Origin of the sequence: Mycobacterium sp. UM_Kg27, assembly GCF_000972905.1 — a bacterium.
Taxonomy (GTDB): Bacteria; Actinomycetota; Actinomycetes; order Mycobacteriales; family Mycobacteriaceae; genus Mycobacterium.
On sequence record NZ_JRMM01000047.1, the window covers coordinates 16026 to 28185 of the forward strand.

Annotated in this window: 11 protein-coding genes; 8 read left to right on the forward strand and 3 right to left on the reverse strand. The window is 65.1% G+C overall.

From position 1 onward, the window contains the following. Positions 1-8: 8 nt before the first annotated feature. Together LI94_RS09800 and LI94_RS09805 are read right to left on the reverse strand one after the other, a co-directional pair. The gene (locus tag LI94_RS09800; RefSeq protein WP_024440300.1) at positions 9-1127 is read right to left on the reverse strand and encodes an acyl-CoA desaturase; all 1119 of its coding nucleotides are present in this window, start codon (positions 1125-1127) and stop codon (positions 9-11) included. A 19-nt stretch (positions 1128-1146) separates the two neighbouring features. Then, entirely contained in the window at positions 1147-2211 is a 1065-nt protein-coding gene (locus LI94_RS09805; protein ID WP_046301062.1) for a ferredoxin reductase, read from the reverse strand. A gap of 69 nt (positions 2212-2280) precedes the next feature. On the opposite strand from LI94_RS09805, the gene LI94_RS09810 reads away from it, so the two are divergent. The 5 genes from LI94_RS09810 (at position 2281) to LI94_RS09830 (ending at position 9078) form a co-directional block, all read left to right on the forward strand. Continuing rightward, entirely contained in the window at positions 2281-3006 is a 726-nt protein-coding gene (locus LI94_RS09810) for a TetR family transcriptional regulator (protein WP_024440302.1), read from the forward strand. A 241-nt stretch (positions 3007-3247) separates the two neighbouring features. After that, entirely contained in the window at positions 3248-4669 is a 1422-nt protein-coding gene (locus LI94_RS09815; protein ID WP_046301063.1) for an alkaline phosphatase family protein, read from the forward strand. 52 nt (positions 4670-4721) lie between these two features. Next, positions 4722-6185 carry an alkaline phosphatase family protein gene (locus LI94_RS09820; RefSeq protein WP_046301064.1) on the forward strand — a complete coding sequence of 488 codons (1464 nt, stop codon included), beginning with the start codon at positions 4722-4724 and terminating at the stop codon, positions 6183-6185. Positions 6186-6349: 164 nt separating this feature from the next. Then, positions 6350-7783: an alkaline phosphatase family protein gene (locus LI94_RS09825; RefSeq protein WP_046301065.1), complete on the forward strand. Its 1434-nt coding sequence runs from the start codon at positions 6350-6352 to the stop codon at positions 7781-7783. A 176-nt stretch (positions 7784-7959) separates the two neighbouring features. Beyond that, positions 7960-9078 (forward strand): nitronate monooxygenase, encoded by a 1119-nt coding sequence (locus tag LI94_RS09830; RefSeq protein ID WP_046301066.1) that lies wholly within the window; start codon positions 7960-7962, stop codon positions 9076-9078. 3 nt (positions 9079-9081) lie between these two features. Here the strand turns inward: LI94_RS09830 and LI94_RS09835 are convergent, their stop codons facing one another. Then, positions 9082-9693, reverse strand: a complete 612-nt coding sequence (locus LI94_RS09835) for a GNAT family N-acetyltransferase (protein ID WP_024440307.1) — start codon at positions 9691-9693, stop codon at positions 9082-9084. Between the two features lie 54 nt (positions 9694-9747). On the opposite strand from LI94_RS09835, the gene LI94_RS09840 reads away from it, so the two are divergent. The 3 genes from LI94_RS09840 to LI94_RS09855 all read left to right on the forward strand — a co-directional run bounded on the left by LI94_RS09840 (position 9748) and on the right by LI94_RS09855 (position 12040). Beyond that, positions 9748-10704 (forward strand): membrane dipeptidase, encoded by a 957-nt coding sequence (locus LI94_RS09840; RefSeq protein WP_046301067.1) that lies wholly within the window; start codon positions 9748-9750, stop codon positions 10702-10704. Positions 10705-11078: 374 nt separating this feature from the next. Next, positions 11079-11432, forward strand: a complete 354-nt coding sequence (locus LI94_RS09850) for a VOC family protein (RefSeq protein ID WP_019737291.1) — start codon at positions 11079-11081, stop codon at positions 11430-11432. A gap of 230 nt (positions 11433-11662) precedes the next feature. Beyond that, a complete protein-coding gene (locus LI94_RS09855) occupies positions 11663-12040 on the forward strand; it encodes a hypothetical protein (protein ID WP_052739912.1) in 378 nt (125 codons plus the stop codon). The last annotated feature ends 120 nt before the right edge of the window (positions 12041-12160 follow it).

The window sequence follows — 12160 nt, forward strand, 5'->3', positions numbered from 1 at the left end:
GCCGCTTTTCAGTTCCAGGGCAGCGCCAGCTTGCAGATCTTGCGGACCACGCTGCCGAACTGCTTGAGCAGCGGGCCGGTGTTGTAGGGCACCCCGTAGCGCTCGCAGATCTCCCGCACCTGCGGCGCTATTTCGGCGTAGCGGTGCGCCGGCAGGTCGGGAAACAGGTGGTGCTCCACCTGGAACGACAGGTTGCCGCTGAAGATGTGGAACCACTTGCCGCCGGTCAGGTTCGCCGAGCCGAGGATCTGACGGTAGTACCACATCCCGCGAGACTCGTTCTCGGTCTCTTCAACGGTGAACTCTTGTGTGCCGTCAGGGAAATGCCCGCAGAAGATGATCATGTAGGACCACACGTTGCGCATCAGGTTGGCGGTCAAGTTGCCGGCGAACACCAGTGGCGCGAACGGCCCGGCCAGCAGCGGGAAGGCGACGTAGTCCTTGAGGGTCTGGCGGCGTACCTTCTGCCAGGTCTCCAGCAGCATCTCCTTCTTGTCGACGAATCCGATCTCGCCGGCCCGGATGCGCTCGGCCTCCAGTTCGTGCACCGCCACGCCATATTGGAACAGGACCATCAGCAGGAAGGCGTAGAGCGGGTTACCTAAGAAGTAGGGCTCCCAGGGCTGCTTGTCGCTCATCCGCAGGATGCCGTAGCCCACATCGCGGTCCATCCCGACGATGTTGGTGTGGGTGTGGTGCATGTAGTTGTGGGAGTGCCGCCACTGGTCTGCCGGGCAGGCGTTGTCCCACTCGAAGTCCCTGCCGTACAACGCCGGTTCGCCCATCCAGTCGTACTGGCCGTGCATGACGTTGTGGCCGATCTCCATGTTGTCGAGGATCTTCGACAATCCCAGCATCACGGTGCCGGCCAGCCAGGCCGGCGGGATGATGCTGAAGAACAGACACGCGCGTCCGCCGACCTCCAAGGTGCGCTGCGCCTTGATGATCCGGTGAATGTAGTCGGCGTCGCGCTCGCCGAGGTCGTCGAGGACGCGCTGACGCAGCGCGTCGAGCTCGGCGCCGAAGGCATCGAGATTTGCCGGCAGATCCGATCGTTGGAGAACCTGCGGCTGTTCGAGCGCCTGTGGCTGCTCGGTCTGCGGCTGCTCGAGGACTGACTGAGTCATGATTGGCTCCTTTCGTTTTCTACAGGTCGATTTCGACGTCACCGACGGGAACCGACACGCAGATCTGAATGTCTTCGCTTTCGGCGGTGGAGATCGCGCCGGTGATCAGGTTTCGCACCGCGCCACCGGTTTTGCGGCACGTGCAGCTGTGGCAGATACCCATCCGGCATCCGCTGGCCGGTTGCAGTCCGGCCGCTTCGGCCTGCTCCAGCAGGGTTCGGCCGTCGTCGACCACCGACACGGTGCTGCCGAGGAAGCTGACCTGCCCGCCGGAGGGGTCGGCCGGAACCGTGAAGACCGGGGGTACGAAGCTCTCTGAGATCGCGTCGGGGCACTGCTCGCGCACGGCCGTCACCAGCGCCGGCGGCCCGCACACGTACACCGCTTCGGGGTTCGGCATGGCGGCCTGAAGATGCTCGGCGCTGAAGTAGCCCTGCAGGTCGCCGTCTTCGGGAGTGCGGGTGTAGCCGTGCAGGACCCGCACTCGCGGCATGGCGGCAAGTTCATCGTGGTAGCAGGCCTCTTCACGGCTGCGGGCGTAGTGGATGAAGGTCACGCGGCCCGCATATTGCTCGGCGGCCAGCGTGCGCAGCATCGACATCACCGGGGTGATGCCACTGCCACCGGAGATCAGCAGAATGCGCCGGGGGCGGATCGCCGGGAGCACGAAGTCTCCGCCGACGTTCTCCAGTCCGACGACCATGCCGGGCCGCGCGTTGCGGTACAGATGCTCGGAGACCAGGCCCCCTTCGTGGCGGCCGATGGTGAGCTCGAGGAGCCGTTGCCCCTCGGCGTTCGCCGGCGAGTAGCACCGGGTGCGCCGACGCCCGTCGATGTCGACCGACAGGTTGACGTGTTGGCCTGCTCGGAAGCGGGGGAAGCAGCCGAACGCGTCGTTGGGTTCGACGATCAGGGTCACGCTGCGCGGGGTGGAACGCCGGACTTCGACGACCCGGGCGCGGGCGTCGTTGCGGGTCCACGTCGGTGACACCAGCTCGGTGTAGCGGTCGACCCCGTGCGGGCCGGTGAGCAGATCGACCAGGCTGGAGCCCAGGACCCGCCGCGTCAAAGTTTGAGTGAACATATGTACACAGTGAACACTTGTTTACGAACAGTCAAGGGCTGTTCGCCGGTTGTGTTACGCTTCACAACAGTGAACAGTCGTACGCCGAATTCACGGTCTGGGCGCACGCGGCCACCGCGGCCCGAACGGCCTCCCCGTGTCTCCCGCCCCGAACGGGCGCCCCGCCCCGAACTGCCGGAGCGCGTTTCCCGCGAGGAACGCAAGGAAGCCACCCGGCGCGCGATCATCAACGCGGCGCTCACCCTGCTGGACGAACGCAGCTTCAGCGCCCTGAGCCTGCGCGAGGTGACGCGCGCCGCCCACATCGTGCCGGCCGCCTTCTACCGGCATTTCGAGTCGATGGATGCCCTGGGCCTGGTGCTCATCGACGAATCGTTTCGAGCACTGCGCGAGACACTGCGCGACGCCCGCACCGGCGGGGTGGACCCCAGCCGGGTCATCGAGTCCTCGGTGGAGGTCCTGGTCAACAGCGTGGCCTCCCGTCACGAGTACTGGCGGTTCATCAACCGGGAACGCTTCAGCGGGATGACCGTGCTGCGCTACGCGATCCGCACCGAGATCCGGTTGATCACCTCCGAGCTGGCCACGGATCTGGCGCGTTTCCCCGGGTTCAATGCCTGGAGCTCCGAGGATCTCAACGTCCTGGCGGGACTGTTTGTCAACGCGATGATCGTCACCGCGGAGGCCATCGAAGACGCCCCGGATGCCGAGAGCCTGGCCGAGATCAAAGCCGTTGCCGTCAAACAACTCCGGATGATCGCGGTTGCCGCGGGCGGCTGGCGCAGCAAGCCCTGAGCGGGGCGCCCCGCCGCACGGAACACCCCTGGGAAGCCGGCCGGCATCACCGGCTTCAGGCAGCACCGGCCGGTGGGGCGGAGCCATGTCCGCGGCGCCGCACCTGTACGGCTACCGCAGATTCCTCAGTAACTTTCTGGGCAAATGAGGGAAATTCGGCATGAAGCTGAATTTTTCCTGGGGACCGGCTGCTAGGCTTGCCGCCCAGTGGTCCGCGTAACTTCGGCGAGGGAAATCGATCGTGACAAAGGTGAAGCAGTTTCTGTGCACTACGGCCGTCGCCAGTCTGGTTGCGGGAACAGGAGCAGCGGTAGGGGCCCAGGTGGGCCTGTCGACGGTGACTGCCGACTGGATGCTCACCGCCGAGCACGTGCTGCTGATCGGCCTCGACGGCGTCAACCTCTCCAAGGTCCTGGAGTACGCCTACAACGACGACAGCGGGTTCAAGACCGCCATGGACCAGGGCATCACCGGCGCCACCAGTCTAGTGAACCACACCACCCTCTCCGGGCCTTCGTGGTCGACGATCCTCACCGGCGTGTGGGACGACAAGCACGGGGTCTTCAATAACGTGTTCCGGGCCGAGCCCTACAACGCGTGGCCGTCGGTGTTCAACCTGATCGAGTACAACAAGCCGGAGATCGAGACCACGATCATCAGCAATTGGGAGTACCTCAACAAGTTGGCCGACGCCGGCGGATATTCGGTCGACAACAACGTCTTCGTGCCCGCCGGGGACAGCCCGGCCGACAGCGACGCTGCGGTCACCGCGCTCACTGTCGCCCAGATCCTCGGCACCGCGGACAACCCGGATGACATCTCGAACTTCCTGTTCTCCTACCAGAGCCAGGCCGACCACGCCGGACACGAGTTCGCCGGCGGGTCGGAGGAGTACATGCAGGCCATCATCAATCTCGGGGCCAATCTCCAACAGATCCTGGCCGCGATCGCTCAGGTGCAGGCGATCACCGGCGACGACTGGTCGATCATCGTCACCACCGACCACGGCCACCAGCAGACCGTGACCCTGCCCGGTCTCAGCATCGGCCACGGCTTCCAGTCGCCCAACGAGACCTCGTCGTTCGTGATCTTCGACCAAGCGGGCGACAACGCCTCCGACGGCAGCCAGAACCTGAACTTCTCGACAGCCGACATCACGCCGACGATCCTGTCGCTGTTCGGCATCCCCTTGCGCTCGGACTTCGACGGCGTCTCGCTGGTGGACGACCCGACCGTCCTGAACAGCAACGTCACGCCTGTCGATCTCGAACAAGCACTCACCGCCGCGATCGCGATGTTCGGCTACCCGAACATCGGCAACGAGATCGAGCTGGCCATCCGGACTGTGATCGGGTCCGTGCCGTACTTCATCGACAAGTTCATGCACCAGATCGACGGTTTCCTGCAGGGGATCGTCGACCAGGACATCTTCTTGATCAGTGGGCTGGCCGAGGTCGCCCAGCAGATCAACGATTTCTTCGGCGGTCTGACGGTGACCGTGACCAACACGCTGGCAATGGGAGCCGCGCACCTGTTGGGGGCGGGTGTGATCGCGCCCGAAGACGCGCCGCTGCCGGCGCCGGGCAGCGCCGAGTTCTCCGATCTGTCCCAGGTGGCCGCCGACCTGTCGCAGCTGCTCGATGTCGAGGCTCTGCTGGGCTGATCCGCCGAAGCGACGGCAGCAACACCAACCACGCCAACGAGGAGACCCGATCGTGACGAAGGTCAAGCAGTTTCTGTGCGCTACGGCCGTGGCCAGCCTGGTTGCTGGAACGGGAGCCGCGACAGCAGGGACACCGCCGGGTCTGTCCTCGGTGACCGCCGAATGGCTGCTGGCCGCCGAGAATGTGCTGCTGCTCGGCACCGACGGAACCCGAATCGACAAGATCCTGGAGTACGCCTTCAACGACGACAGCGGCTTCAAGATGCTGGCGGACCGGGGCATTACCGCCATCACCAGCCTGACCGGCCACCAGACGCTGTCCACGCCGTCATGGTCGACCATCCTCACCGGGGTGTGGGACGACAAGCATGGGATCGTCAGCAACATCTACCGTCCGGAGCCGTACACAACCTGGCCGTCGGTGTTCAACCTGATCGAGTACAACAAGCCGGAAATCGAGACCACGGTCATCTCCGGCCGGGGCCTGTTCACCGAGATGGCTTCCACGGGCAACTACCCCGCTGACAACATCATCGGCATTTCCGGGGGCTCCACGTCGGCCGAGATGGACGCGCTGACAGCCGACGAGACCATCTCCCGGATTCTCGCGACCACCACCAATCCGGACATCTCGAACTTCATGTTCGCCTACCAGTCCCAGGTCGACCATGCCGGACACTCCTACGGCGCCGAGTCGGACGAGTACATGCAGGCCGTCATCAACGTCGGCGCCAACCTCAAACTGATCCTGGAGGCAGTCGCTCAGGCGGAGGCGGCCACCGGCGACAAGTGGACCATCATCCTGACCACCGACCACGGCCACCAGGCGAATCCGGAGCTGCCCGGCTTCAGCCTCGGACACGGACTCCAGTCACCCAACGAGACCACCAGCTTCATCATGTTCTCGCTGGCCGGGAACGAGGACCAGGCCGGTGCCCAGAACTTGGCCTACCAGACCGTCGACATCGTGCCCACGATTCTGCAGGCCTTCGGCATCCCCATGCGGTCGGACTTCGACGGCACCCCCATGCAGCTCGACCCGGAATTGCTCAACAGCACCGTCTTCCCCGATGACCTGAGGGCGGCGCTGCAGGCCGCAATCGACACCTACGGCTATCCCGACATCGGCACCCACCTCATGCTGGGCCTTCGTGCGCTGGCCGGCGGTGCCGGCTACTTCCTCCGGGACTGGGCCTTCCCCCCGGTCAACAACTTCCTGCAGTCAATCATCGACCAGGACATCTTCCTGATCAGCGGGCTGGCCCAGGGCGCCCAGTGGGTGTTCAACACCGTCGGCGGGCTGGTGATCGACGTGGCCAACGAGTTAGGCCGCGCTGTCGCATACCTGACCGGTGCAGGTGTCATTGCGCCGAACGACGCCCCGCTGCCCCTTCCCGGCGGCGCCGAGTTCACCGGATCGCTGGAAACCTTGCTGGCCGACGCTGCTTTCAGCGCCCCCGACCTGGACGGCTCCGAGCTTCCGCTGCTGCTGGACGTGGACGCCCTGCTGAGCTGATACAACTCGTCTGACACCCGCCCCGTCGGGTGAGATAACCCACTGGCCTCCTCAGTAACACCCTGCACAAATGAGTAATTTCGGGCAGAAAGCTGAGTTTTCGCTTGGGTAACTGTTAGTCTTGCGCCCAATTGGCTCGCACAACTCGACGGGGGAGTCCGACCGTGACAACACTCAAAAAGTTCCTCAGTGGTGTGGCCGTCGCCGGCCTGGTCGCCGGCACAGGGTCCGTCGTCGGGACGCCGGCGGGGCTGTCCGCAACGACGGCCGACTGGCTGCTTGCCGCCCAGCATGTGCTGCTGATCGGCACTGACGGCACCAACCTCGCCAAGATCCTGGAGTACGCCTACAACGAGGACAGCGGCTTCAAGACCGCGATGGACCAGGGCATCACCGGCGCCGCGACCGAGGTCAACCACACCACGATCTCCGGTCCGTCGTGGTCGACGGTCCTCACCGGGGTGTGGGACGACAAGCACGGTGTGATCAACAACGTGTTCGAGCCCGAACCGTATGACAAGTGGCCGACGGTGTTCAACCTGCTCGAGTACCACAACCCGGACATCGAGACCACGGTGATCGCCGACTGGGACTACATCAACGACATGGCCGCCGCGGGCGGCTATGGGGCCGACAACAACCTGTTCGTCCCGTTCCAGAACAGCTGGGCCGACACCGACGCAGAGGTTACGTCGCAGACCATCGCCCAGATCCTGGCGACCACGACCAACCCGAACATCGACAACTTCATCTTCTCCTACCAGGTGCAGGCGGACGAGGCCGGACACTCCTACGGCGGCGGGTCGGCCGAGTACGCCCAGGCCGTCATCAACGTCGGCGCCAACATCCAGCAGATCCTGGATGCGGTCGCCTACGCCAGGGGCGAGACCGGCGATGACTGGTCGATCATCATCACCACCGACCACGGCCACCAGATGTCGCTGGGCTTCGGGCATGGCTTCCAGTCGCCGAATGAGACCACCCAGTTCGTCATCTTCGACCAGGCCGGCGACAACGCCACCGACGGCAGCCAGAACCTGAACTACTCGATCGCCGACATCACCCCGACCATCCTGCAGCTCTTCGGCGTCCCGCTGCGGTCGGACTTCGACGGCTCCCCGATGTTCACCGACCCCAGCATCGTCAACAGCATCGTCTCGCCGGTCGACCTCAAGCAGTCGCTTACCGACGCAATCGCGATGTATGGCTACCCGAACATCGGCAACGACCTCGCCCTGGGCCTCCGTACCGTCGTCGCCACCATCCCGTACCTGCTCAACGGTGTGGTCGCCGACATCGACAAGTTCCTGCAGGGAATCGTCGACCAGGACATCTTCCTGATCAGCGGACTGGCCCAAGCCGCCCAGCAGGTCAACGACTTCTTCGGTGGTCTGTCAGTGGATGCGCTGCAACTGATGGCCCGCGGCGTTGCCTACCTGACCGGCGCGGGAGTCATTCAGCCGACCGACGCGCCGTTGCCGCCCCCGGGAGGATCGGAGGCCACCATCATCGAGTCCTTGTTGGCCGACCACAGCTTGTCGGCTCCCGACCTCAGCGACTCCGACCTGTCGGGACTGCTCGACGCGCTGGTGGGCTGATAACCCTTCGCGCACCGATGCCGCATGGTCAATGACCTTGCGGCATCGGTGTTTCGGTCGAGAGCCATACCAGGTGCGCCGCTTCGCCTGTGCTGCGATAACGTCGCTGCAACTGCCTCACCCCGCGGGGCCAGGCACCCTTCTCGATCCCCACTGACCGAAGGAGCGGCGACGCCGTGAAGACACCCATCTGCGAGCAGTACGGCATCGACTTCCCGCTTTTCGCCTTCAGCCACTGCCGCGACGTGGTTGCCGCGGTGACCAACGCCGGCGGCTTCGGTGTGCTCGGCGGCGCCGCCTACACCCCTGAGCAGTTGGATCAGGAACTGACCTGGATCGACGAGCAGGTCAAGGGAAAGCCCTACGGCATCGACATCATCGTGCCCGCCAAATTCGAAGGCAAGGGCGAGAACCTGTCCGGCCGCCAACTGTCCGACCGGATCCCCGATGAGTTCAAGGCGTTCATCGCCGACCTGCTGGCCCAGCATGACATCGAGCCCGATGAGAAGCCCCGGTTGGGATCCGCCATGCTCGCCGGTAGCAACGGCGAACAACTGCTCGAAGTCGCTGTCGCCCACCCCATCCGCATGATGGCCAACGCCCTGGGCGTGCCACCGGACTACATGATCAAGTCCGGCAAAGACAACGGGATCCCGGTCGCCGCGCTCGTCGGCGCCAAAGAGCACGCCCTCAAGCAGGTCGCGCAGGGCGTGGATCTGATCGTCGCTCAGGGCACCGAGGCGGGCGGTCACTGCGGCGAAGTATCCACGCTGGTCGTGGTTCCCGAAGTCATCGAGGCCATCGACAACGCGGTGCCCGTGCTTGCCGCCGGTGGGATCGTCACCGGTCGGCAGATGGCGGCCTGCGTCGCCTTGGGGGCCGCCGGCGCGTGGACGGGCTCGGTATGGCTCACCACTGAGGAAGCCGAGACCGCCCCGCACACCGTGCAGAAGATGCTCGCGGCCACCTCGCGCGACACCATTCGCTCCACCGGACGTACCGGCAAGCCCGCACGCCAACTGATCTCCGATTGGACTGACGCGTGGCAGCCCAACGACAAGGGCCACCCGACCCTGCCGCTTCCACTTCAGTCGATGATCGCCGAACCCACACTGCGTCGCATCGACAAGTTGGCCGCTACCGGACACGCTGGGGCACAAGCGCTGTCCACCTACTTCGTCGGCCAGGGAGTCGGGCTGATGAACAAGGTGAAGCCCGCGCGCGACGTGGTGTTCGAGTTCGTCGAGGACTACATCGCCGCCGCCGAACGACTCGGCGGCTCGGTCGGCGACTGACCGCTACGGAGTCTGCGGCTCCCGCCACATCTTCCACAGCGTCGGCCCGCCGTTGGGGACATTGATCTCGCCGATCACCCGGAAGCCGAAACGCTCGTAGTACGGCACGTTTTCGTGCTTGCTGGACTCCAGGTAGGCCGGGCAGAGTTCGGCATCGCAGCGATCCAGCCGCGGCTGCATGACGGCCTGTCCGAAGCCGCGGCCCCGCACGGACGGGTCACTGCCGATCACCGCCAGGTACCAGTGCGGTTCCTCGGGGTGGTTGGCATCCAACAGGTCGGTCAGCGCGCGGCCTTGCGTGAGTCGGAAGCCCAAGGACCGGAACAACGACGGCACCATGCGCAGCTGCGACCAGATCGACTGCTTCCAGCGATTCGGCGGGTCCCACAGCGCAGCCGCCCCGACGACTGCGCCGTCGTCGGCCACCTCGACGCCGCCGCCCGCCAGATGATGAACCCGCGTGGAGGTGCCGAAGAAGGTCGTCAACTGGTCGGTGCGGGCTTCGTCGTCGGGAAGCAGCCACATGGAGACCGGGTCGTCGTAGAACGCGCGCCCCAACGCCTGCGCCAGCGAGGGGATGTCCGATTTCAACGCGGGCCGCGAGTCGATTGCCATGGAGCTAGATTAATGCGTCGCATTCGGGCGGTGTGCAGAGCAAGATCAGCGGCTATGAGCACGCTGCTGTGGGACCAGCACACCTGCCTGCCGTTGCAGGACAACGCCGAGGTGGCCCCGCTGACCCGCTACCAGCACTCCGGCGGCGCACTGCTGTCGGTGAACGCGGGCTACGCCCCGCAGCGCTTGGCCGACACCGTGGCCCTGCTGCGGCACTTTCGCCGCGCCATCGACACCCACCCGAATCTCACGGTGGCGGCCACCGTCAGCGACGTCGACGCGATCACCGGTGCCGGCGGCATCGCGGTGGTGTTCGACCTGGAGGATTCCAACCCGCTCGACGACGATCTGGCCAACCTGGCCGTGTTGGCCGAGCAGGGCGTCCGCACCCTGTTGCCCACCTACAACCATGCCAACCGCGCCGGCAGCGGCTGCCTGGACGCCGTGGACTCCGGACTGACCGCGTGGGGCCGCGCGATCGTCGCCGAGATGAACGCCGTGGGCATGGTCCCCGACGGCTCGCACGGCAGCGCCCGCACCGGCTTGGATATGTGCGCGGTTTCGACCGGCCCGGTCGTCTACAGCCATTCGTGTATGCGCTCACTGTGGGATCACCCCCGCAACATCACCGACGATCAGGCCAGGGCGTGCGCGGCCACCGGCGGCGTCGTCGGCATCACCGCGGTGGGAATCTTCTTGGGCCCCAACACTCCAACACTCAACGCGGTCGCCCACCACCTGGAGTACGCGGTCGAACTGGTGGGCATCGAGCACGTCGGTGTCAGCACCGACTACTCCTTCGACCACGCCGACTTCAATGCCGAGCTGCTGGCCAACCCGCAGCTGTTCGACGAGAGCTACACCCGCTGGGGTCCGATCCAGTGGATGCCGCCGGAGACCTGGCTGGGGCTGCGCGAGCACCTGTTGGACCGCGGCTGGACAGTCGGCGACATCGATGCCGTGCTCGGCGGAAACTTCCACCGGGTGGCGCGTGAAACGTGGCGGGCTTAGGTGTTGTGTTGCGTGTTGATGAAAGGTGTTATGTTGCTTATGAATTGGCTTGTCCTCTCGATGCCGGACCAGCACTGACGCACACCCAGCGCGTCGAGCGCACGGCGCACGGCGGTGGTCTGTCTCATCGCGCTGTGGGGTGATGCGTCGCTCGGGGCCTTGGAGCCGCCCAGATCGATCGCGATCACCCGAGCTTCGTTTGGCAGCGCCGGCGCCACCACTGGATCGACGCCGAATACCCGTGGTCGGTGACCACCGTATTGACCAGCGGCGCGACGAGGACGCACGCGATGACCAAAACGGCAAGGAGATTACCCCTCCGGTGACGCTATCCGGGCTTAGCCTGGATCGAGGCCGAACTACAGGAGGTAGCCGTGAGCGACCACGACATTCGGATGATCGTCTTGTCCACCGACGACCTGGACGAGTCGATCAAGTTCTACAGCGAGACCCTGGGCATGCCGCTGAAGTTTCGCGACGGCGCGCACTTCGCCGCGCTCGACGGCGGATCGGTGACGCTGGCATTGGCGACCGCGGTGGACCACCCCATCCACGGACAGGTGGTGGTCGGCATCAAGACGGACGACGTCGACGGTGCTGCGAAAGCCATCGAGGCCAGCGGGGGCGGAATCGTGAAGGGCCCGTACGACGATGCCCACGAGCGCCGCGCGGTGGTCTACGACAACAAGGGCAATGGGCTGGTGTTCTATAAGCCGTTGGGGCGGTAGGGGTCAGGCGGCCAAGCGCAACCGGTCCCTAGCCAACCGGTTGTCTTGCTCTGGGTTGCCCCCTTTGCGAGGCAACGATCTAGGGCCCTAGCGCGTGTTTGAGGTCTACCATCCGGAGTGTGACCATGACACCACCACCTTGGCCCACAACGCCTCCCGCCCGGTCGCCCCAGCGATCCCTTGCGGTACTCGCGGCACTTGCTGCGCTGCTATCTGCCGCCGCGTTGATCGTGGCGATCATTTCGCTAACCCGATCAGCCGACGCGTCAGCGCCTCGCTACACGGCCGCGCAACAAGCCGACGCCAAGAAGCGTCTCTGCGACAGTTACAAGCTTGCAGCTCACGCGGAGCACATTGAGACGAACACGCCCAACAACATTGCCCTCGCGCGTCTCTCTGCGACCAATGGCGCCTTAATCCTAGAGACGGCCGCGACGGACCCGGCGCTCGCCCCTCAGTATCGCGACGCCGCCCGCGCTCTCGCACGCACCTACCAAACTATCGTGGCTCTCTCCACCGGCAGAGAGGGCGATGACCCGGAGCTGGGCGCGGCAATCAACGATGCAAACGCCAAAGACCGCGAGATGATCGGGCTTTGCGGGGATTAGTATCGGTCCGATAGAGGTCGGCGCCAGTCCTAGATCTTGAAAGCAGCGGCGATTTTCTTCGGGGCCGAGCTCGACCGGCCCGGGAAACGGTGATTCGGTTTATCGCCGAGCACAAGGACT

Bases quoted from the DNA above. Each gene is read 5' to 3' on its own strand.
- LI94_RS09800 (WP_024440300.1), bottom strand. From the start codon at position 1,127: ATGACTCAGTCAGTCCTCGAGCAGCCGCAGACCGAGCAGCCACAGGCG.
- LI94_RS09805 (WP_046301062.1), bottom strand. From the start codon at position 2,211: ATGTTCACTCAAACTTTGACGCGGCGGGTCCTGGGCTCCAGCCTGGTC.
- LI94_RS09835 (WP_024440307.1), bottom strand. From the start codon at position 9,693: ATGGCAATCGACTCGCGGCCCGCGTTGAAATCGGACATCCCCTCGCTG.
- LI94_RS09840 (WP_046301067.1), top strand. From the start codon at position 9,748: ATGAGCACGCTGCTGTGGGACCAGCACACCTGCCTGCCGTTGCAGGAC.